This is a genomic window from Candidatus Competibacter denitrificans Run_A_D11 (assembly GCF_001051235.1).
GTDB lineage: Bacteria > Pseudomonadota > Gammaproteobacteria > Competibacterales > Competibacteraceae > Competibacter_A > Competibacter_A denitrificans.
Window position 1 is genome coordinate 192,062 of record NZ_CBTJ020000001.1, and the last position, 22,406, is coordinate 214,467.

Annotated in this window: 21 protein-coding genes; 12 read left to right on the top strand and 9 right to left on the bottom strand. The window is 58.2% G+C overall.

Translation table 11 applies throughout. The features are described 5' to 3' along the window. The first annotated feature begins 161 nt into the window (after positions 1-161). The 4 genes from BN873_RS00765 (at position 162) to BN873_RS18685 (ending at position 4,344) form a co-directional block, all read left to right on the top strand. The gene (locus tag BN873_RS00765; protein ID WP_048669973.1) at positions 162-2,210 is read left to right on the top strand and encodes a sodium-translocating pyrophosphatase; all 2,049 of its coding nucleotides are present in this window, start codon (positions 162-164) and stop codon (positions 2,208-2,210) included. Between the two features lie 9 nt (positions 2,211-2,219). After that, on the top strand, positions 2,220-2,696 hold the full coding sequence (gene moaC / locus BN873_RS00770; protein ID WP_048669974.1) for a cyclic pyranopterin monophosphate synthase MoaC: 477 nt from the start codon (positions 2,220-2,222) through the stop codon (positions 2,694-2,696). Then, positions 2,693-3,802: a ribonuclease D gene (gene rnd, locus BN873_RS00775; RefSeq protein WP_048669976.1), complete on the top strand. Its 1,110-nt coding sequence runs from the start codon at positions 2,693-2,695 to the stop codon at positions 3,800-3,802. The genes moaC and rnd overlap by 4 nt, the downstream gene beginning before the upstream one ends. 212 nt (positions 3,803-4,014) lie before the next feature. Continuing rightward, the gene (locus BN873_RS18685) at positions 4,015-4,344 is read left to right on the top strand and encodes a glycine zipper 2TM domain-containing protein (protein WP_053085191.1); all 330 of its coding nucleotides are present in this window, start codon (positions 4,015-4,017) and stop codon (positions 4,342-4,344) included. A 171-nt stretch (positions 4,345-4,515) separates the two neighbouring features. On the opposite strand, the gene BN873_RS00785 is transcribed toward BN873_RS18685, so the two are convergent. Together BN873_RS00785 and BN873_RS00790 are read right to left on the bottom strand one after the other, a co-directional pair. Further along, positions 4,516-5,283: a hypothetical protein gene (locus tag BN873_RS00785; RefSeq protein WP_048669978.1), complete on the bottom strand. Its 768-nt coding sequence runs from the start codon at positions 5,281-5,283 to the stop codon at positions 4,516-4,518. A gap of 168 nt (positions 5,284-5,451) precedes the next feature. Then, entirely contained in the window at positions 5,452-7,548 is a 2,097-nt protein-coding gene (locus tag BN873_RS00790; protein WP_048669979.1) for a thioredoxin domain-containing protein, read from the bottom strand. A gap of 117 nt (positions 7,549-7,665) precedes the next feature. Between BN873_RS00790 and BN873_RS00795 the strand changes: the two genes are divergently transcribed. Continuing rightward, positions 7,666-8,148, top strand: a complete 483-nt coding sequence (locus tag BN873_RS00795; RefSeq protein ID WP_048669981.1) for a CYTH domain-containing protein — start codon at positions 7,666-7,668, stop codon at positions 8,146-8,148. Then, on the top strand, positions 8,133-8,666 hold the full coding sequence (locus BN873_RS00800) for a L,D-transpeptidase (RefSeq protein ID WP_048669983.1): 534 nt from the start codon (positions 8,133-8,135) through the stop codon (positions 8,664-8,666). Before BN873_RS00795 ends, BN873_RS00800 begins: the two co-directional genes overlap by 16 nt. Here BN873_RS00800 and BN873_RS00805 read toward each other — a convergent pair. Further along, complete coding sequence (locus tag BN873_RS00805; protein WP_048669984.1) at positions 8,621-9,115, bottom strand: STAS domain-containing protein; 495 nt, start codon at positions 9,113-9,115, stop codon at positions 8,621-8,623. The genes BN873_RS00800 and BN873_RS00805 overlap by 46 nt on opposite strands. A gap of 2 nt (positions 9,116-9,117) precedes the next feature. Next, complete coding sequence (locus BN873_RS00810) at positions 9,118-10,299, bottom strand: SpoIIE family protein phosphatase (protein ID WP_048669986.1); 1,182 nt, start codon at positions 10,297-10,299, stop codon at positions 9,118-9,120. A 480-nt stretch (positions 10,300-10,779) separates the two neighbouring features. On the opposite strand from BN873_RS00810, the gene nagZ reads away from it, so the two are divergent. From nagZ to BN873_RS00825, 3 genes are all read left to right on the top strand, one after another. Beyond that, entirely contained in the window at positions 10,780-11,826 is a 1,047-nt protein-coding gene (gene nagZ / locus BN873_RS00815; protein ID WP_048669988.1) for a beta-N-acetylhexosaminidase, read from the top strand. Between the two features lie 39 nt (positions 11,827-11,865). Then, the gene (locus BN873_RS00820; protein ID WP_048669990.1) at positions 11,866-12,420 is read left to right on the top strand and encodes a hypoxanthine-guanine phosphoribosyltransferase; all 555 of its coding nucleotides are present in this window, start codon (positions 11,866-11,868) and stop codon (positions 12,418-12,420) included. Positions 12,421-12,481: 61 nt separating this feature from the next. Continuing rightward, entirely contained in the window at positions 12,482-13,234 is a 753-nt protein-coding gene (locus BN873_RS00825; RefSeq protein ID WP_048669991.1) for an S-methyl-5'-thioinosine phosphorylase, read from the top strand. A 2-nt stretch (positions 13,235-13,236) separates the two neighbouring features. Here BN873_RS00825 and tsaC read toward each other — a convergent pair whose 3' ends face one another. The 5 genes from tsaC to BN873_RS00850 all read right to left on the bottom strand — a co-directional run bounded on the left by tsaC (position 13,237) and on the right by BN873_RS00850 (position 19,381). Further along, positions 13,237-13,794, bottom strand: coding sequence for an L-threonylcarbamoyladenylate synthase type 1 TsaC (tsaC, locus tag BN873_RS00830; protein ID WP_048669993.1), 558 nt, complete (start codon positions 13,792-13,794; stop codon positions 13,237-13,239). Continuing rightward, positions 13,794-16,415, bottom strand: coding sequence for a DNA topoisomerase I (locus tag BN873_RS00835; RefSeq protein ID WP_048669994.1), 2,622 nt, complete (start codon positions 16,413-16,415; stop codon positions 13,794-13,796). Before BN873_RS00835 ends, tsaC begins: the two co-directional genes overlap by 1 nt. Before the next feature lie 113 nt (positions 16,416-16,528). Further along, positions 16,529-16,996, bottom strand: a complete 468-nt coding sequence (locus BN873_RS00840; RefSeq protein ID WP_048669996.1) for a Smg family protein — start codon at positions 16,994-16,996, stop codon at positions 16,529-16,531. 76 nt (positions 16,997-17,072) lie between these two features. Beyond that, entirely contained in the window at positions 17,073-18,149 is a 1,077-nt protein-coding gene (gene dprA / locus BN873_RS00845) for a DNA-processing protein DprA (RefSeq protein WP_242434334.1), read from the bottom strand. Between the two features lie 50 nt (positions 18,150-18,199). Continuing rightward, positions 18,200-19,381 carry a LysM peptidoglycan-binding domain-containing protein gene (locus BN873_RS00850; protein WP_048670000.1) on the bottom strand — a complete coding sequence of 394 codons (1,182 nt, stop codon included), beginning with the start codon at positions 19,379-19,381 and terminating at the stop codon, positions 18,200-18,202. A 148-nt stretch (positions 19,382-19,529) separates the two neighbouring features. Between BN873_RS00850 and def the strand changes: the two genes are divergently transcribed. From def to rsmB, 3 genes are all read left to right on the top strand, one after another. After that, positions 19,530-20,042, top strand: a complete 513-nt coding sequence (gene def / locus BN873_RS00855) for a peptide deformylase (RefSeq protein ID WP_048670002.1) — start codon at positions 19,530-19,532, stop codon at positions 20,040-20,042. A 109-nt stretch (positions 20,043-20,151) separates the two neighbouring features. After that, a complete protein-coding gene (gene fmt, locus BN873_RS00860; protein WP_048670004.1) occupies positions 20,152-21,099 on the top strand; it encodes a methionyl-tRNA formyltransferase in 948 nt (315 codons plus the stop codon). Then, complete coding sequence (gene rsmB, locus BN873_RS00865; RefSeq protein ID WP_048670005.1) at positions 21,096-22,406, top strand: 16S rRNA (cytosine(967)-C(5))-methyltransferase RsmB; 1,311 nt, start codon at positions 21,096-21,098, stop codon at positions 22,404-22,406. The genes fmt and rsmB overlap by 4 nt, the downstream gene beginning before the upstream one ends.

Here is a 22,406-nt window from a genome sequence, read left to right on the forward strand (position 1 = left end):
GGTTTTCATACCCGACGATCCCGTTGCGGTACTTGATCGACGTTCGGTTGTGGGATTGGCTGTGCCGGCCGTGAGAATGAGCGCCATAAACATAAACAGCACACAATAATCTGGAGAAAAATTATGCTCTTACCTTATTCATACTGCGGAGGAATCGGGTCATGGCGACAGTAGGGTTAATCTTGGCATTACTTTGCTCAATTGGGGCACTGATTTATGGCGCCCAGTCGGTCAAATGGATTCTCGCCAAGGATGCTGGCAACGCGCGAATGCAAGAAATCGCCGCCGCCGTGCAGGAAGGCGCCCGCGCTTATCTGAACCGGCAATACACCACGATTGCGGTTGTTGGCGTGATTGTCGGCGCCATTATCTTCTTTACACTGGGCAGCTTATCAGCCATTGGTTTTTTCATTGGCGCCATCTGTTCGGGTGTAGCCGGTTATATCGGCATGTACGTCTCGGTGCGCGCCAATGTTCGTACCGCCCAAGCCGCGCACGGGGGATTGAACGCGGCCTTGGAAGTGGCGTTTCGCGGCGGTGCAATCACCGGCTTGCTGGTGGTCGGCCTCGGTCTCCTCGGCGTCGCTGGCTATTATGCCCTGCTCTATGCCTACAGCGGCGCTGTCCCTGATCTTGGCCCGCTAGTCGGCCTGGCTTTCGGTAGCTCCTTAATCTCCATTTTCGCCCGTCTGGGCGGCGGTATCTTCACCAAGGGCGCGGATGTCGGCGCTGATCTGGTGGGTAAGGTCGAAGCCGGTATTCCTGAAGACGACCCGCGCAACCCAGCGGTGATCGCCGACAACGTGGGCGATAACGTGGGTGACTGCGCCGGCATGGCGGCCGACTTGTTTGAGACCTATGCTGTCACCATCATTGCCACCATGCTGGTTGGTAGCCTGATGTTTACCGGTGATCTGATCAAGAATGCGATTGCCTTGCCCCTGGTCATGGGTGGGGTCTCGATTATCGCCTCGATTATCGGCTGTGGCTTTGTCAAGGCGCGCGAAGGCGAGAAGATCATGAACGCGCTGTATCGCGGTTTAGCGGTCGCTGGTGGTATTTCCGCCGTGGCGTTCATCCCCGTTATCTGGATTCTCATGGGTGGCCAGCATTTCTTGGGCCTATGGGGTTCAGCATTGGTCGGTTTGGGCCTGACCGCTGCGATGGTGGTGGTCACCGAATACTACACCGCCACCGAGTTCAGCCCGGTGCGTAAATTGGCCGAAGCCTGCACCACTGGTCACGCGACGAACATCATCGCCGGACTGGCAGTTTCAATGAAAGCGACCGCACTGCCGGTGCTGGCGGTATGCCTGAGCATCGGCCTGTCCTACTCCTGGGCGGGCCTCTACGGCATCGCTATCGCCGCCACCGCTATGCTGTCGATGGCCGGTATCATCGTCGCCCTGGACGCTTACGGCCCCATCACCGACAACGCCGGCGGTATTGCCGAAATGGCCGAGATGGATGAGAAGATCCGTGCGATCACCGACCCGCTGGATGCGGTGGGCAACACCACGAAAGCGGTCACCAAAGGCTATGCTATCGGCTCGGCGGGTCTGGCGGCGCTGGTGCTGTTCGCCGATTTCGAGCACAAGCTGGAGCTGGCTCATATCAAGGTCGATTTCTCGCTGACCGATCCGGTGGTCATCATCGGCCTGTTCATCGGCGGCATGATCCCGTTCCTGTTCGGCGCAATGGCGATGGAAGCGGTCGGTCGCGCGGCGGGCGCCGTGGTGCTGGAAGTGCGTCGTCAGTTCCAGGAAATCGCCGGCATTATGGAAGGCACCACCAAGCCCGATTATTCGCGCGCGGTTGATTTGCTGACCAAGGCCGCGATCAAGGAAATGATCCTTCCGTCTCTGTTGCCCGTGCTGACCCCCATCGTGGTCGCATTTGGTATGGCCTGGCTGATGGGTCCCGACGCTGGACCGAAGGCATTGGGTGGTTTGCTAATGGGCACCATTATCACTGGCCTGTTCGTGGCCCTGTCGATGACCGCGGGTGGTGGCGCTTGGGATAACGCCAAGAAGTACATCGAAGACGGTAACTTCGGCGGCAAAGGTTCGGAAGCGCACAAGGCGGCCGTCACTGGCGACACCGTAGGTGACCCCTACAAAGACACCGCTGGCCCGGCCGTGAATCCGTTGATCAAAATCATCAACATCGTCGCCCTGCTCATCGTGCCGCTGTTGGTGGCAATGAAGTAGGCTTCTGCTGTGGCTGAATTAAGCCACTTCAACGCCGCCGGCGAGGCCCACATGGTCGATGTGGGCGATAAGGAGATCACTCGCCGGGTGGCTGTTGCTGAAGGGTTTATCCATATGCAGCCGGCCACCTTGCAACGCATCGTGGCCGGTGCGCACGCCAAGGGTGATGTGCTCGGCATCGCCCGTCTCGCCGGCATCATGGGCGCCAAACGCACCGCTGATCTGATTCCGCTATGTCACCCATTGGCACTAACGCGGGTCGCCATCGATTTGGAGCCGATCAGTGACAAAAATCTAGTCCGCTGCCAAGCCACGGTGGAAACCGTCAGTCGCACCGGTGTTGAGATGGAAGCCTTAACCGCCGTGCAAGTCGCACTGCTCACCGTCTATGACATGTGCAAGGCCACCGACCGTGCCATGACGATGACCGATATCCGCTTGCTGGAAAAAACAGGTGGCAAATCAGGCAACTGGCGGCGTGAATGAATCCTCTGTATATCGTCGATCAGGCGGCACTCAGTGATTTTTGCCAACAGATCCACGCTGTACCGTGGATAGCGCTCGACACTGAATTCATCCGCGAACAGACCTATTATCCACAGCTTTGCCTCATTCAGATTGCCATCCCTAGCCAAATCGCCTGTATCGATGCCCTGGCGCTGCCATCGCTGGAACCGTTATTAGAGCGGCTTTATGATCCGACCATCCTCAAAATCTTGCACGCCGGCCACCAGGATTTGGAAATCTTTTTTCACCTGCGCGGCAGCGTCCCATCACCGATTTTCGACACGCAATTGGCGGCACTGGTGTTGGGCTGTGGCAGCCAACTCGGTTATGCCAACTTAGTGCAACAGATCCTGGGTATAGATCTAGCCAAGGCCCATACCCGCGCCGACTGGCGCCAGCGGCCACTGCCTACGGCATGGCTCGCTTACGCGGCGGATGACGTGAATTATCTGGGAGAGATTTACACTCGCCAGCGAACTGCCCTTGACGCGCGCGGTTGGTTGAGCGCACTGGCAGAAGATTTTCAAGCGTTGAGCCATCCTGACCGGTATCAGCCACAACCCCAACAAGAGTGGCGGCGGATTCGGGAGCAAAACCGCTTGCGTGGACCTGGGCGCGCGGTGCTGCGTGCGCTGGCGGCTTGGCGAGAGGATCAAGCTCGCCAACACGACCGGCCACGCCGTTGGATTCTCGACGACAGTGTATTGGTAGAACTCGCCCGTCGCCTTCCAGATACCCAAGATGCGCTACAGCAGATTCGTGGCTTACCTGGTACGACCTGTCGGCGGCACGGTGCGGCTTTGCTAGAGCTGATCGCCAGCGCCCGGCAAGAACCCCCTGAATGTTGGCCGGACCATACACGCCGCCCAACTTTTTCCCAACAGGGCGCGCTCCAGGCGGGAAAGTTGCTACAGTGGATTGAGACGAGAGCCAGCCACTATGGCATCGATCCTCGTGATATTGCCGACCAGCGAGATATCGAATGCCTGCTGACCGGCCAGGATTCTCGATTGCTGCATGGCTGGCGGGCAGCGCTGATCGGCAATGAGCTTGCCGAACACCTCGCATCCCCTACCAAGCCCTAATCTTGGTGCTATCTCACGATTCGTTGCCTCACCATCCGGGTCGGCGTCTCGCATTCAGGCAACATTCACATTGTTGGTTCAATAATGCGTTCCACAGTGTGGGTGTATGTGGGTTTTGATGACGGCGTACCCACGATGATCCTTAGATGATTAGTGGGTGCGCCGTCAGCCTTTTTACCCTGCCCGATGCGACTATCTTTGGAGAACCTGCGATGAGCACGCTATACAGACTTGCCCTTCTCGCCGCCACCTTGGGGTTGACCACGGCCTGTGCTCCGCCAGGCTCCCCATACGCTCATGCCCATAATGGTGCCTTGGCCGGTGCAGCCGCTGGCGCGGTCATCGGACACCAATTGGATGATCGAAATGGTGCCTTGGCCGGTGGCTTGGCGGGCGCGGTGATCGGTGGTTCTATCGGCAACCAGATGGATTATCGTGATCGATATGAGGGGCCGGAGCCTTATTATCGACGCGACCGACGCCCTCCACAGGGTTATCGCGATTATGGGCCACCACCGGGTTATTACGACGAGCCTTACTAAGCGCGGCTCCTCGGTCTTATACCGCCACGCCCGGCCTGGCAACAGGTCGGGCGTGGCCTTTTATTGACCAACGATTCTTCGGCCAACCACTGGTTTGCCAGTACAGAACCGAGCCGCTGGCTCCAAAGTCGGCTCCCCGCTAAGAAGAGCCGACAAGGGCTATTTACACGATCAGGTCAGATTAGCCGAACGCCACCAGTTATTATGCTCGCGACGTAGGACATCGTGCGTGGGTATCGGATAGAAGGCCAGCTCCGGCCCATTACCCATATAAACTCCGCTCTTGATCATACGGTAGGGGAATTCAAGCGAATGCACCCGATGCACCAGCTTGCTTTGCTTGCCGGTTGGATCGACTTCGAGCAAGGCCTCGCGCAAATGATGCATGAAGGAGTACGGCAGATCGCCCACTGCGCCGTTGGCCGGATCGGTCGCCAACGCTCCCAATCCCAGCTCGACGAAGCACAAACCGGGGAAACGAATGAATTTGGCCGGTTGGCTGGTCACCCCTTCGTAGTAGCTGCGTGCATCCTGCGCGCTAACGACCAGACTATTGACCGGAGCAAGATCCTGATACATATGCAGGCCCTTCTCCTTGGGCGGAAATGCATCGCTGCGGCTGAGTCCCAGGGTTTGACCATAGGCGGTGCTCAGATACAGCTTTTGTAGCGCGCTGATCGGAATGTGCTCCAAGACCCGATACACCGCGATATAAACCGAATTTTTGGGCGTTCCATCAGGGTGCGCAACACAGCGTTTCAGACCCTCATCAATGTTAAAAAACTCGTGCCGGAAATTGGGGTCGATTTCAAAAAAGATGGCTTGCCCCTTGGATTTGTATTTATGGCCGGTTGAATAGTATTGGCCGAACTGTTCCGGGGACAACATCGAAGCGATCAACGCCTCGGGAATCAACGAGAAGTAAAGATGAACTGTCATGGTTATGGACTCTCTCCAAGATGGGATCAGCTAACAGCGCCTCTACCGGAAAAAAAGAGCGAGCTTTCCGGGAAAGCGATAAGGTTCGTGGTCGCGCACGAAATAAATAATCTATCCCCTCTCATTATATGGGAGGTACAACGCGGCGCCTACGGTTCTGCGTATTTCCTAGTCAAGATCCCCCATTTCTAAAGGCACCAAGTGCTCCACCAGCTCATCGAATGCGGTGATAGGGGGCAGGCACTCCATTTTGCCACAGAGATAGGCGGTAACCGGCGCATCACCGGCCCGCCGCTCAGCCAGCAACCCCGGAGGAAGCGTGGCATCGCTGGGAATAGCCAGAGTCAATCGACGCGGTGCATAAGGTCGGATACAACGCGCCCGCCATTCCGCCAGCGCAGGCCCACGACCGCGTAACACGATGATTTGTACCGGCGTCAGATAATCTTCCAAGCCAGTGAGCAGCGCATTGCAGGCGGCAGGCATTTGCCCAAGTGTCGGCCAAGCCCAGCGTAACGCCCGCTCAGCGGCATCCAAATAAGCCGTGCGTCCGGTCAAGTGTCCAAGCTTCAACAAGCTTTGCACCGCAATCCCATTGCTGGCCGGGAGGGCATCATCGTGCGCCGCCTTGGGCCGCTGGATCAGGCGCTCGTGATCATCGGCAGTGAAATAAAAACCGCCCGCCACCTGATCTTCAAACTGTTCCAGTAAAACATCGGCCAAAGCCAGCGCAAAATCGAGATCGCCCTGCCGCCAACGGCACTGTAATAAATCCAGGATACCCGCGATAAGAAATGCGTAATCATCCAGATAGGCGCTGAGCCGACTCTGCTGGTCCTTGTGGACCGCCAGCAAACGGCCGTCACGCCACAAGTGAGCATGGATAAAATCCAACGCGCGTTCCGCCGAAGCGGCAAAATCGGCTCGCCCTAAATGGCGGCTGGCTATAGCCATTCCCTGAATCATCAGGCCATTCCAGGCCGTCAAAATTTTCTCGTCGCGGCCTGGGCAAATACGCTGTGATCGGGCCGCCAGCATTTTTTGCCGAGCGCCAGCCAACCGCTCCATCCGCAAGACTGCCGGTGTATCGGCTGGGAAGGACGGCTCCAGGCTCTCGGCGGGCACGCGCAAATGCCAAGCGTGCTGCTCGAAATTGGCGGGTTGGTCGAGTCCGTAATAGTGGGCGGCGACTGCATACTCCTCTTCTGCCAATAGCGCTTGAAGCTGTGGCGGCGTCCACAGATAGAACTTGCCTTCTTCTCCTTCCGAGTCGGCATCGAGCGTGGCGTAATAACCGCCCTCTGGCGCCTGCATGTCCCGCATGACCCACTCGCCGGTCGCCTCGGCCACAACGCGGAATAACGGATCACCGCTGGCACGCCAAGCCTGCGCATACAACGCCAACAGCGGACCATTGTCGTAGAGCATTTTCTCAAAGTGCGGGATTTGCCACTGTGCATCCACCGAATAGCGGTAAAAGCCACCCCCAAGCTGATCGTAGACTCCGCCATAGGCCATCTTGCGTAGAGTTGTCACCGCAGCCACTTCGCACTGGCGACCCACGGCGCCGCACTCGATACCTGCCGCCCAATGGCGCAGCAAACGCTCCAGATGAGTTGGATGCGGAAATTTCGGCGCACCGCCAAACCCACCGTTGACCGCATCGAAACTGCGTAGTAATTGATCCCGTGCCATCTTCAAGGGCGCATCGTGCAAAACGGCCTGGCTATCCGCAGAAACTGTCGCTTCAAAATTCAGGGCTGCCAGCAAGGCGTGATTTTGGTCGCGTAACGCTTCCCGATGCTGTTGATAATATTCACTAACCCGCTGCAAGACGTGGGTGAATGCGGGCATTCCATAACGCGGCTCTTTCGGGAAATAAGTGCCGCCGACAAAAGGCATTTGATCGTCGTGCATCAAAAACATCGTCAATGGCCACCCACCAGCGCGGCGGTTCATCAACTGAAAAGCCGTTTGATAAATCTTGTCGAGATCAGGCCGTTCCTCACGATCTACTTTAATATTGATGAACAGGTCGTTCATGACCTGGGCCGTGGCTTCATCCTCGAAGGATTCGTGGGCCATGACGTGGCACCAGTGACACGCCGAATAACCGATGGATAACAGGATCGGCTTTTCCTCGCGCCGCGCCTGCGCTAAAGCTTCCAAACCCCACGGTTGCCAAGCGACTGGATTATGGGCGTGCTGGCGCAGATACGGACTCGTTTCTTCCAGCAAACGGTTGGTATAACGAGGTTCGGCCATGACGATACTCCACTAACACGGGAATCAAAGAGACTCATACAACGATTTCCCCGATAATACAAATGGAGCCGACACCGTATTGGGCGGTTTGGGCTATCAGCGCGAGGCATCTCAAGTATGGGCATTGAAATCGAACACAAGTTTTTGCTGCACGACGACCGCTGGCGCCAACAGGTCGAACGCTCGGTACCGATGCGGCAGGGCTATCTGATGAGCGACCCGCGCTGTTCGGTGCGAGTGCGGGTGGCGGATGGGCAAGGTTTTCTGAATATCAAAAGCGGCACGTTAGGAATTCAGCGCAGCGAATATGAATACTCGATTCCATTGGCCGAAGCCGAAGAACTGCTCGATACCTTATGCGAAAAACCCCTACTGGAAAAAACCCGCCATTTCGTTCGGCATCACGGTCACCGGTGGGAAATCGATGAATTCACCGGCGATAATTCCGGCCTAGTCGTGGCCGAGCTAGAATTGAAGCATCCCGATGACGCCTTTGTCCGGCCGGATTGGTTGGGAGAGGAGGTCTCGCACGATATTCGCTATTACAACTCGCAACTGGCCCGGCACCCTTACAGCACCTGGTCATGTCCGAACGATTAATTCACATCAGTATCCCGCAACAATGCCTGACGTTGTGCGTGGGAGCGCAAGCGGTGGCGAGTTATCCCATTTCAACCGGCCGCAATGGCGCTGGTGAACAGCGTGGCAGCGGTTGTACCCCGCGCGGTTGGCACCGGATTCGGATCAAAATTGGCGACGGGCTACCGCTTAACACGGTGTTCGTTGGCCGACGCCCGACCGGCGAAATCTACAGCGCACGCCTCGCGGCGGATCAACCAGAAAGAGATTGGATTCTGACGCGCATCTTATGGTTGACTGGGTTAGAGGTAGGCCGTAACCGGGGCAGCGAGTGCGACACCTTACGGCGCTTCATCTACATTCACGGCTGCCCAGATCATGCCCCCATGGGTATTCCGCTCTCCCATGGCTGTATTCGAATGACAAACCGGGAACTGGTCGCTTTGTTCGAGCAAGTCGCCGCCGGTGACCGGGTGTTGATCACCGATCAGGATCAATGCTCTCCCAGCTTGGCTTGCAAGGCTTCGATCACGACGTGAAAGGCTTCCTGATTGCGGGGATTGAGTTCGCTGAGCGTACAGTGCGCCTCATAAACGATCCGGGTCAGATCACCCTTGCAAGGCTCATCCGTCGCCAATTGCTGCAAAGTTTCCGAGATCGTCTCCCCCGTGTCGCGCACATCAAAAATCTCGTAAAATCCCATGTTTTCCAGCACTTGATTAACATCAGGGTGCGTGGATAACAGAGTGGTCTTACGGTCGAAGCGCCCGTGGCTGAAATTGGCGATCTTGGCCAACAAGCCAAGACTGGTGCTGTCGATTGAGTACGTTTGGGTCATATCGACCACGATATCCGCATAATCGACACGGGCGAATAGACCGTCGAGAAAATCGCTCAACGCGCAACCCATGGTATAGCGGATATCACCGACCAGCTTGAGGATATAGGTATCCCCTTGCTTGACATAAAAAGCAGAACCTTCTTCCATAGTCACGCTGCCCTCTCAACCAGCAGCAGAGTCACATCATCCGGCAACGGGCCAACCTGATCCAGCCCAAGGGCTTGGATTAAACTCGCAAGCCCCAGATCGACGTTTTGAACCGTTTCGAGCAAAAAGGCCTGTTTCTCGCGCAAGTTGACTTGCGGCAAGGTTTCCAGAATCCCATCCGAGAGGAGCACCAGGGAAAACATCGGCGGCAGCTGGATTGACTCGGTTTGGTAGCTGGCAAAATCGAACAAACCGATAGGCAAGCTTTTCTTGCCGAGAAAGGAGGCTTTTTCGCCGTCGAATAAGATCGGAAAGGGAAACTGGCCCCCGCTGCTGTAGCGCAACCGGTTGGTACCCCACTCAATGACGCCATAAAAGATGGTCAAATATTTGTCCATATGGCAACTGAAAATTTCCCGGTTCAACCGGCCGAGCGTTTCGGCGGGATTTAGGATACCCCGATCTCGGTTCTGCCGGTGCAATTCCCGGTAGCGGCCGATATAACTCTTGAGCATCACCGTGACAAAGGCCGAGGACACCCCGTGCCCGGAAACATCGGCGATGTAAAACCCCAAATGTTCGCCATCGATGGCAAAGTAATCGACGAAATCTCCGCTCAGATACTGCGATGTTAGCAGATGCCGATTAAACCGATAGCTTCGGTAAACTTTATCGTTTTCCGGCAGCAGTTGGAACTGGATACGCCGCGCGGCCGATTCATCTTCCTGCAACCGCCGCAATGTTTGTCGCAGTTGTTCATTGATCGCCTCTAAATGTTCCCGATGCTCACGGTTTTCACGCCGCAACCGTGCTCGCTCCAAGGCCCGCCGGACGGCATGTTCCAGGATCGCCATATCCTCAATCGGCTTGGTGACGTAATCCCAGGCACCGAGCTTGAGCGCTTGGATCGCATCATTCATACCGCCTAGCCCAGACACCACTAGCACCGGTAACTCTGGATAATCGCGGGTGATCTGCTCTAAAACATTCAAGCCGTCCATGTCTGGCATACGCAAATCGCACATCACTAAGTCAGGCTGCTCCCAGCTAATCAGATCAAGACCTAACGCGCCGTTGTCTGCCTGGAGTACGCTAAACCCGCTGTCCTCCAAAAAACTGGCGAGCACCTCAAGAACCAACTGTTCGTCGTCGATGATTAGGATACGCGCCGGGTTTTCACTCATGCTCGCTGCTCCGGTGAAGCCGCCAAGAAGGGAACCTCCTTCCAAACCCACAAAGGAATATGGCGCATAGAACGGAGTATGACCTTCCCCGAGTCTTCTGCCAACCAACAGGCTTTCAGGTTTTGCCGTGCCATGCTCACATCATCGACGATCAATTGTTAGGCTGTCACGCAATAGCGTTGTGCCATGAGGACAGGCCTACAGATGCCAAAAGAGCTACCCTACCATGATTTACCGCTGACTGAGAGCGATCCGCTGCAACGCCTAGTCACGATAAAGTAAGACAGCGCCAAACCCAAGCCTGTGCCAACATTGATTCCTGCGTCCATTTGCAGAAATAACCCGGAATCCATGGGTAGGTTTTTCGCCGATACCTCATCGGTTGTCAATCACCCGCTTGACCATAACCACTGCTTATCGGCTCATTAGACGCTATCATTAAGGCCATTTTTAGCCGAAATCGACGTGGAGCGCGAATCTATGGGTCTGGGGCCGGTGATGTTAGGGCTGGACGGCTGGGAATTGACCGCCGAAGAAAATAACCTCTTGCGCCATCCGTTGGTGGGGGGGGTTATTCTGTTCAGCCGCAATTATCATTCCCCAGAACAGATCGCGGCGCTGACAACCGCGATTCACGCCCTGCGCCAACCTCGGTTGCTGGTCGCTGTAGATCACGAAGGCGGTCGCGTGCAGCGGTTTCGCGACGGGTTCACCCGGCTGCCAGCCGTGCGCTGCCTGGGTCAGCTTTACGACCAGGATCGGCTGCGCGCCAAACAGCTTGCACGAGTCACCGGCTGGCTGATGGCGGCGGAACTGCGAGCGGTCGGCGTTGATTTCAGCTTTGCACCGGTCTTGGATTTAGACCACGGCGTTAGCGGAATTATCGGTGATCGCGCATTCCATCACGACCCGGAAGCGGTCGCCGATCTGGCGCACGCCTACCTCAGCGGGATGCAAAAAGCCGGCATGGAGGGCGTGGGTAAGCATTTTCCCGGCCATGGCGGTATCGCCGCCGATTCCCACCTAGAACTACCAGTCGATGAGCGCAGTTACCAGGATCTCGCTGCGGGTGATCTGCTGGCCTTCGAGCGAATGATCCACTACGGGTTGGCGGCGTTGATGCCGGCCCATGTGGTGTATCCACGCATTGATCAGCGGCCGGCCGGGTTCTCGGCCCGCTGGCTAAAGGATATTCTCCGTCACCAACTGGAATTCCAAGGGGTGATTTTCAGCGATGATCTGGATATGGCCGGCGCCACCGAGGCCGGGACACCACCAGAACGGGCGCGAGCGGCCCTGGCGGCCGGCTGCGACATGGTGTTAGCTTGCAACGACCGACGCGCGGCCGTCGCGATTCTCGACCATCTAGGCCACACCGTCGATCCGGTCAGCCAGTTACGCTTGATTCGCTTGCATGGTCGTGGTCGGATCATTTCCGAGCGCTTGCGCAATGGACCGCTTTGGCAACGCGCGGCGCGGCTGGTGCGCGATTACGAAACTGCCCCTCTGCTAGAGATGGATATTTAAGCGCCCAATCTACTCAACCGATCATTTGCGGAATTCGGTATGGCCGGTATAACCCCAGAGCAGGCGCTTGTCGCCCTGCAAGAAGCCGAACTGCTGTATTCATCGACCCAGATCGGCAGCGCCTTGGATCGGATGGCGGCGCTGATCACCGCCGAATTGGCCAAGCGCGATCCATTGGTGCTGCTGGTGATGAACGGGGGTTTCGTGCTCGGCGCCCATCTGCTTGCGCGCTTGCATTTTCCGCTGCGCGTCGGCTACTTGCACGCCACTCGCTATCGAGGTCATACCCGTGGCGGTGAAATCACCTGGATCGCCCATCCACGACCGTCGGTCGCCGAGCAAGTCGTCCTGGTGGTGGATGATATTTTCGACGAGGGTGATACCTTGCAGTCGATCTTGGCCGAAATCCGCCAGGCAGGGGCGCACGCCGTCTACAGCGCCGTGCTCGTCAATAAACGGCATGATCGCAAACCCGCAGGTTTGATAGTCGATTTTGTCGGTCTGGAGGTTCCAGATCGCTATGTATTCGGCTACGGCATGGACTATCAAGAGTATTGGCGCAACTTGACGGCGATTTACGCCGCCCGCGAGTGATGGCAACCGCGTGCTTGGCCGCTAGACTCCCCTTTCATCCCTGTTCACGAGGATACCCGTCATGACTCCGCTTCTTGCCATCATCGGCGGCACTGGCCTGACGGCGCTTGACCCTTTGCAAATCACTGGTAGCGAGCACCCATCCACCCCTTACGGCGAACCCTCCAGCCCGCTGATCCGAGGCCAATTGGGGGAGCGCAGCGTGGTGTTTCTGGCCCGCCACGGCCTCGATCACACGCTACCACCCCACAAGATCAACTATCGAGCGAATCTGTGGGCGCTGCACCAAACCGGCGTCCAACAGATCGTCGCTGTGGCGGCGGTCGGTGGTATCCGCGACGATATGGCGCCAGGCGTCTTGGCCTTCCCGGATCAGATTATCGATTATACCTATGGCCGAGCTTGCACGTTCTTCGAGGAAAATCTCAGCCAGGTCACCCATATCGATTTCACCGAACCGTACTGTCCCGACTTGAGAAACCGCCTCATCCTGGCTGCACGCCAGTTGCATTTAGGCGCCCGCGAATCGTGCACTTACGCAGCGATGCCGGGTCCACGGCTGGAAACGGCTGCCGAAATTCGTAAACTGGCACGGGATGGTTGCGATATCGTCGGCATGACCGGTATGCCGGAAGCCGCCCTGGCCCGCGAACTCGGTTTGCGCTACGCGACCTGCGCGGTGGTCGCCAATTGGGCAGCCGGCAAGGTAGCCGGCCAAATCACCATGGCCGAAATCGAACAGAATCTCCAGCACAGCATGGCGCGGGTGAAAAACCTGCTGATCCAGCTAATTGCCCTGCTGGACCCGCCTTGATCTCAGGCACCACGTACCAGCCTTTCCGTTCTGAGTTCCCTGATCTCGGTTGGCTTCAAGGCACCCCCTACCGGGCCAACCAGCAGGTAGTCGATCCGTTGGCCCAACTGGCGGCGCACCGCCAGCGCGCTGCGAGCCGGTGGCCGACCGCTCAAATTGGCACTGGTAGAGACCAGCGGATGCCCGCAGGCACGACACAAGGCCGCAGCCAAGGGGTGGGCGGTGACACGGACAGCCAGCGTATCATGTTGGCCTCGCAACCAGCGCGGGGTCGTGGATCGAGCGGGGATCAACCAAGTACACGGCCCAGGCCAAGTCGTCGCCAGCCGCGCCTGGTCGGCCAACGTCAGCGGTTGCAGGAAGCAACTGAGCTGCTCGAACGAGGCTGCGATTAGAATCAGTCCCTTATGGATCGGCCGGCGTTTGAGCGCCAACAAGCGGTGTACCGCGCGTTCATCAAGCGGATCGCACCCCAAGCCGAACACCGCCTCGGTCGGATAGGCGATGATACCGCCCGCTCGAACTGCCTCAGTAGCGGCGCGGACCCGCAGCCAATCCATCAAGCCTGACCTGACGACGCTTTGGTAGCCGCCTTGGCAGCAGTGGTTTTCGTGGCTTTGGTCGTTACCCTTTTGGGGGCGGCAAGTTTGATAGCAGGCGTCTTGGCAGCCGCCGGTCTGGAACCGGTGGTTTTAGTTGGGGGCGTACTGATGCCGGTCTCCTCGGAAACGGTTGCTTTGGTTGCAGCCGTCTTACCTCGCACCGCCTTGGGAACCGCCGCTTTAGCCGTTGCCTTGCCAGCCGCAGTCTTGGCCTTCCCCGTCGGGCCTTTAGCATTCCCGCGTCGCACCGCTGGTTTCTTGTCAGGCGCATCACGCAGCAGCGTTTCACACTCGGCCAAGGTTAAACTGGTCGGTTCGCGGCCTTTAGGTAACCGAGTATTTTTTTGGCCATCCGTAATATACGGCCCAAACTTACCATTCAAAATCTGAATGGCAGACGCTGGAAAAGCTTGCAGAATCTTGTTGGCGGCCGCTTGTCGGTGCGCGACGATTAATTCCAACGCCCGCTCGCGGCTGACGGTGTAGGGGTTCTCATCCTTCAAGGAAACATAATTCTTGCCATAACGCACATAAGGTCCAAAACGGCCGACATTGGCCTGAATCGGCTCCCCCTCTTCGGTCGTTCCCAAAGCGCGGGGCAACTCGAACAGTACCAACGCCTCATCCAGCGAAATCGTGTCCATGCGCTGGTCTGGGCGCAAGCTCGCAAACCGTGGTTTATCCGCATCTTCCTTGACACCGATCTGGGCAAATGGCCCAAATCGGCCCAATCGCACCGAAACTGGTTTGCCGGTCTTGGGGTCATGGCCTAGCTCTCGGCTCTGCACTACTTCTTGCCGGGATACGCTTTCCGCCTTCTCATCAACCAGTTGATGGAATGGGTCCCAGAACTCCCGCATCAACGGAACCCAATCTTCCTCGCCGCGTGATACCGCATCCAATTGATCTTCCAGCCGGGCGGTAAAATCGTAATCAACGTATTGGGTAAAATGCCGGGTCAAAAACCGATTAACGATTCGCCCGATATCGGTCGGTTTGAAGCGGCGATTATCCAGCACCGCATACTCGCGTGCGAGCAGGGTCGAAATAATCGCGGCATAGGTGGAAGGGCGGCCGATCCCGTATTCCTCCAGCACTTTGACTAGGCTGGCTTCTGAAAAACGCGGTGGCGGCTCGGTGAAATGCTGCTCAGGCCGTAATGCCAGCATATCGACCCACTCACCTTCCGCCAGAGGCGGTAACGCCCGATCTTCCTCTTCCTCGCGTCGATCATCGACACCTTCCTGATAGACCGCCATGAATCCCGGATTAGCGACGGTCGAGCCAGTGGCACGAAACAGGTTACCGACCCCGCAAGCCAAATCGGCGGCGACCGTATCCAGAGTAGCCGCGATCATCTGGCACGCCACGGTCCGCTTCCAGATCAGATCATAAAGCGCGTACTGATCCGCATTAAGCTGGGCACGAATCGACTCTGGCGTTACCGCCACCACCGTTGGCCGAATCGCCTCGTGCGCTTCCTGAGCGTTCTTTGCTTTCGTCTTAAAGACACGAGCGGTGGGCGGTAGATTGCTCACCCCGTACCGCTGGCCAATTAAGGCGCGAATTTCGCTGATTGCATCCTGAGCCAGATTGACCGAATCGGTCCGCATGTAGGTGATCAGCCCCACCGCACCCTGGCCGGTATCAATCCCCTCATACAACTGCTGGGCGATTCGCATGGTGCGCTGGGTCGAAAAACCCAGCTTGCGCGAGGCTTCCTGCTGCAAGGTCGAGGTGGTAAACGGCGCGGCTGGATTACGTTTGCGCTGCTTGCGCTCGACCCGCGCCACCCGCAAGCGGCCCAGTGCATTGGCGGCCGGCGGGGTGGTCACTGCCTTGAGATTGGCTTGCGCGGCCGTCAGCAGCGCCTGCTCCAGGGTCTGGGCCTGGGCACCATCAACCACGCTGAACTGGGTCAGCTTGGCACCGGCGTACTCGATCAATCGGGCGGTAAACGGCTGTCCGGCCTTGAGCGCATCGGCTTCGAGCGTCCAATACTCCGTGGTTTGGAAACGTTCGATCTCCTCTTCCCGCTCGACGATCAGCCGCAGAGCCGGCGACTGCACCCGCCCGGCCGACAGACCGGGCCGGATTTTTTTCCACAATAGCGGCGAAAGATTGAAACCAACCAGATAATCAAGCGCTCGCCGGGCTTGCTGGGCATTCACCAACGCCAGCGACAGCGTGCGCGGATGGGCCACGGCATCCAGAATCGCCCGTTCGGTAATCTCGTGGAACACTACTCGTTGCACCGGCTTATCGGCCAGCAAATCGCGTTCCCGAAGAATTTCATACAAATGCCAGGAAATGGCCTCCCCTTCACGATCTGGATCGGTCGCCAGATAGAGCGTCTGGGCCTTGGCGGCTGCTTTGGCGATGGCATCGACATGACGCTCGTTCTTGTCGATCAGTTGATACTTCATCGCGAAATCGTGCGCGGGGTCAACGGCTCCTTCCTTGGGGATCAAATCGCGCACATGGCCGTAAGAGGCCAGAATCTCGAAATCCTTGCCCAGATATTTTTTGATTGTTTTCGCCTTGGCCGGCGATTCGACGATAACCAGATTTTTACTCATAACCTTGGCGTCGGTAACTGGGATGGGAGGGCGCCCACCCGCTCAAATCCGCCGGCGCGACGGAAATTCAGGCGAGGTAAAAATGACGCACGTTGTTATAGGGTGGGTACTTGTTAATGAAGGTAGCCGGGAATTTCGTCGAATACCATATCTTCCAAGCACGCATAAGCCTCTTCCTGGCCCGGCTGATTGAACAAGACCATCAGAATGATCCATTTCAATTGTTGCAAGCCGATGTCATCCGCCTCCAATGCCATGACCCGATCAATGACCAGCTCACGGGTTTCCGAGCCGAGGATGCCACCTTGTTCCAAAGACAGTAAAAAACCTCGGCATTCCACATCCAGCTTGGCCAGTTCCGGGCCGACGTAAATGCGATACGAGCTAGGATTGACTGCCAGCGTTCCCGGCCGCGCCGTCAAACTATCGAGCCACTCAAACGCTTGCCGAACCTCACGCGAGGCAAACCCGGCAGCGACCAGTTCGCTCTGGATCGATTCGCGGTCAGGGTCTGGATCGACATGATCGTCCATGTAGCTCTGAAACAAGTAAATCAACACATCCAGCACGTTTTCTTTCATTCCAGTGCTCAGCTTACAAAATAAAAACCCTCGCCGGCGGGCCGAGGGTGTGAGGCCATCACTCCTTGAGGCACCGTCATCCGGGCTTGAGGCGGCAATACAAACCACCGGGAACCGCAACCGTATGACCTTCCAACTCCAAAATGAGCAGCATGGAGGAAACCACTTCCGCCGTCAATCCGCACCGCTCCACCAAGACATCGACCCCAACGGGCGCGTCTCCCATGGCGGCCAACAGTTGGCGGTAATCCGCATCCAACGGCTCCATTGCACTGGGTGTGGCAGTCACACTGGGTCGTTCTTCCCCATTGACCGCCGCGAGGGCACCCAACTCTTCCACAATGTCATTGGCGGTCTCCACCAGTTTTGCGCCCTGTCGGATCAGCGCATGGCACCCCTTCGCCAGCGGATTGTGAATCGAACCGGGAATGGCAAACACTTCGCGGCCCTGATCAAGCGCCAGCCGGGCGGTAATCAACGAGCCGCTTTGCAGCGCCGCCTCTACCACTAACACTCCCAACGCCAAACCGCTGATCAGGCGATTGCGGCGCGGAAAATTCTCCGCCAGTGCCGGCGTACCGGTGGGTAGTTCGGAAACCAACGCCCCGCGTTCAGCAATAGCGCGCGCCAAGTCCCGGTGCTTGGCCGGATACACCTGATCCAGGCTGGTACCCATCACTGCGATGGTACGGCCACCGCCTGCCAATGCGCCCTGATGAGCGGCAGCATCAATACCGAGCGCCAATCCGCTGGTAATGATCATGCCAGCCCCGGCGAGATGAGCCGCAAACTGCCGGGCAGTTTCTTTGCCCGACGGAGTGGGATTGCGGGTGCCGACCACCGCCAGTTGCGGCACCCGCAGACAATCTGGATCGCCATGCACGAACAGCACGGGAGGGGCTTGGGGAATTTCCCGCAAGAGTGGGGGATAGCGCCCGTCATTCACAGGGAGCAGATGATTGCCGGGTCGTTCCAACCAGGCGAGATCCTGCTCGACCCGCCGCCAATCGGGCGTGCGCAGATAATCAAGCGCCGCAGCGGGCATTCCCAACTGCGCCCATTCTGCACGATCAGCCGCCAGCGCAGCGGCGGCCGAACCAAAATGTTCCAGCAGCCGCGCAGAGCGCGCCGGACCAATGCCTGGCGCCCGCAACAGCGCGAGTAACCAGGCCGGGTCAGCCGCTGAACGGGCGGCTTCCTGGCTCAGGGGGTCAATACCCGATCTTGCATCCGGATACTGCGCTCGGCCTGCATCACCAACCCGTAGCTCACAAGATCGTGGACTTTGTAGATCATCAGCAAACCGGCCCGCTCGCCCGGTATTCGCACGCTACCGCCGGATACCGGGTCTTCTACTTTGCGGTCCTTGCCGAAAATCGCCAAGACATGGCCAGGCTCCATCCCTTCCTGGGCACCCAAGTTAACGACTACACTGCTGTACTGCGTGATTTGGGTTACATCCGTATTCAAGCGGGCAATAATGGTGCCTTGCGTATCCGGCGGTACCGGATGCGGCTCAAAGCTATAGACTTCCTTATCTTCTTCGATCTCGACTAGACGATCACCGGCCCGCACGGGGGCGATGGTCTTGGCCAGAACAAAGGTAGCCGGATCTTCGGCTCGCTCTAAGACCGCCTCCCCAAGGTAAACGCCGGAGACGCCCAAGGAGCGGCCAGAACCGGGTTCGCGCAATTCCTCACCGACCCGAAATACTTGATAGCGCGATTGATCGAAGTCAGCGCCGCGCGCGTATACCCGGTCGCGGTCAGCATAGATGGCCTGGTCGTCGTCGTCGGCTAAGATATAAGGCAGCTTTTGCCAATCAGCCGCGCCGAGAATCTGGCCACGGGCCAGGAACGACTCGATAGCAGCGCGCGGCACGGGTGGAATCGGCTCCACTAAGCTTTCGACGCGCACCTCTGGCACCAGTTTCAGGAGCGGAACTTCTTCGCGCTGGCCAATTTCCAATTGGGGATTGCCGGCGGGATCGTAACTGAAGCGCAATACATCACCCGGATAGATCCGGTGCGGGTTACGAATTTGCTGATTCTTTCGCCAGATTTGCCGCCACTGCCACGGATTTTTCAGAAACCGAGACGCGATGGACCATAACGTATCACCCGGTACCACGGTATAAGTTTGTGGGTGATCAGGCCGCAGCGCAATGGGGGCTTGTCCGGCGGGTAAGCCAAGTCCAGGTCCTAGGGGTGGTCCGACTCTGGGACCGGCCGGTCCAGGTGCTCCCGATACCGCCGGCGGCGGTTCGTCAATGATCGTCGGGCCGGCTTCGGGCTGAAACGGGCTTTGGGCGCACGATCCGAGCAGGACCGCAGTCGCTAGGGACAGGGTGGTCCCAAGATGCCTTAGGGGACGTGTGATGTTCATGAATCCTTGCTCATTCTTCGGAGGAACGGGCGGGAGTGTAGCGGATCACCCCCATCGCGCAAAGTATAGCTCCCACAGCGGAGTTTCTCGTATGATTTCCGCATGAAAGGCGATTGAACGCTCAAACAGTCTGGTTCGCGGGGTTACCATGGCACAATTGACGATATTGCATTATCCCGATCCTCGGCTGCGCAGGCCAGGATTGGCGGTGGAAACCGTCGATGACGGCGTGCGCGCCCTGATCGACGACATGCTGGACACGATGTATGCGGCGCCGGGAGTGGGTTTGGCCGCCACTCAGGTCAATGTGCAGAAGCGAATCATCGTGATGGACGTATCCGAGGAGAAAAATCGGCCACTGGTCTTTATCAATCCAACCCTGCTGGAACGGGAAGGCGCAGCCGAGTCCGAGGAGGGTTGTCTGTCGGTACCCGGCTTCTACGAAACGGTCGAACGGGCGCAATGGGTGCGCGTTAGCGCGCTGGATCGCGCTGGCGAGCCGTTTGAGCTGGATGCCACCGGCTTGCTGGCGGTGTGCATCCAGCATGAAATTGATCACCTGAACGGCAAACTCTTTGTCGATTATTTATCGACGCTAAAGCGGGATCGCATTAGAAAGAAGCTGGAAAAACAAGCCCGGCAGGAAACTCGCACGTCTTGATTGTATTGATGATGAGCAAATTCGACCAGCCGATTCTCCTGAAGGCCCGATCCGCTCGGACCAGCCGGCCTTCATCGGTCAGCAACGCATTAGTTCTGCCATACTGCGTATGAGCAGGGTTGCCGCGCGCCTGATTTTCGCCGGCACCCCGGATTTTGCCGTGTCGAGCTTGCGCGCTCTACTGGAAACCGACCACCCGCCCATCGCCGTCTATACTCAGCCGGATCGCCCCGCTGGACGCGGCCGTCGCTTAGCGCCCAGCCCGGTGAAAATCCAGGCGCTGGCTGCCGGTATGCCGGTTTATCAGCCTACCAGCTTACGCGATCCGGGTGTTCAGGCTGAGCTGGCCGCCCTGGCGCCTGATCTGCTGGTCGTGGCCGCTTACGGCTTGATCCTACCGCCGGCGGTATTGGCGATACCCCGATTGGGCTGCGTCAATGTCCACGCCTCGCTACTACCACGCTGGCGCGGCGCGGCGCCGATCCAGCGCGCGATTCTTGCAGGTGACACCGAAACGGGAATCTGCATCATGCAAATGGCAGCCGGACTGGATACCGGGCCGGTCTATGCCCGTGCGTCATACCCAATCCCGCCGGGCATGACCGGCGGCGAATTACATGATCACTTAGCGGCGTTGGGTGCAATCACTCTAAGGCAAACACTACCGAGTCTGTTGGCCGGCACCCTGATCCCGCAACCGCAAGACGACACCCGCGCTACTTATGCCGCCAAACTTGAAAAAGCCGAGACTGAACTCGATTGGACTCAGCCAGCGCCAATGCTGGAACGGCGTGTGCTGGCCTTTAACCCCTATCCGGTCGCCCAAACTCATTTGGATGGGCAAACCGTGCGAATCTGGCGCGCGCGCGCCGAGGAATCGCCATGCGACGCACCGCCGGGAACTGTTGTCCACGAAGGGCCGACCGGTATTGGCGTGGCCTGCGGTAGCGGCGTGTTGTCTCTGACCAAAGTGCAGCTCCCAGGAGGGCGGCCGTTACCGGTCGCGGCGTTTTTGACCGCTCGCCGACTGGTCGGCCGACGGCTGGGTCCCGCATGAATCCTCGCGCCGCCGCTGCGCGCGCGATGGGGCAAGTTTTGGGCGAAAGCCGCTCGCTCGCCACAGCCCTACCCGCTACTCTGGAGCAGGTTGCCCCGCAAGACCGAGGGTTGGTGCAAGAACTTTGCTATGGCACTTGCCGCTGGTACTTCCAACTGCAATGGCTGCTTAACCATCTCCTGGTGCGGCCGTTGGCAACGACTGAAACCACAATTCGGGCGCTTCTACTCATTGGCCTCTACCAACTGTGGCACTCGCGGGTTCCCGATCACGCGGCCGTGTCTGAAACGGTCAACGCCGCCCGCCAGTTACGCAAAGCCTGGGCGGCAGGACTCATTAACGCGGTATTGCGTGCCGCTCTCAAGCGTCGTACCGAATTAGTAAGCCTTCTGGCAAGCACCCCAGAGGCTCAGAGCGCACATTCGCATTGGCTCCTGGAGCGACTGCGGCAAGATTGGCCGGACGACTGGCCCACGATCATTGCCGCCAATAACCGTCGGCCACCTTGTACCCTGCGCGTCAATCCGCGCCATACCGATCTTGACAGCTATCAACTGAAATTAGCTGAAGCGGGGCGCCTCGCCCAACCGGTGCCTGGGGTGCCGACAGCCCTGATTCTATCTGAGCCTCTGGAAACGGCTGCCATACCAGAATTCGATACCGGTTGGGTGTCGGTGCAAGATGCCGCCGCTCAATTGGCCGCACCGCTGCTCGATCTTCACCCTGGACAACGTGTGCTAGATGCTTGCGCGGCTCCTGGCGGCAAAACCGGCCACCTGTTGGAGTACGAACCACACCTTCGGCTGGTCGCTTTGGAGCAAAACGCCGGTCGGATGGAACCACTGCGCGCCAATCTGCACCGCTTGCGATTGGACGCGCACCTGATAACCGGCGATGCCGCTCACCCTACCACCTGGTGGGATGGCGATCTGTTCGACCGGATTCTGTTGGATGCACCCTGTTCGGCCACGGGAGTGATTCGCCGACATCCCGATATCAAGCTGTTGCGGCGCGAGAGCGATATCGCCGCGCTGGTAGCCCAACAGGGCGCGCTGCTCACCGCACTCTGGCCGCTGCTACGGCCTGGCGGGTGCTTGCTGTATGTCACCTGCTCAGTCCTCCGTCAGGAAAACGAGCGGGTCATCATGGCTTTTCTCGCCGCTCAGCCAGACGCCAGCGAGCGGCCGATCACAGCGAGTTGGGGGCGTGCCCTAGCCCACGGCCGCCAAACGTTGCCTGGCGACTCTGGTATGGACGGTTTCTACTACGCTTTCTTGGCCAAGCCGGCCTCATCTTCAGGAGCGTAG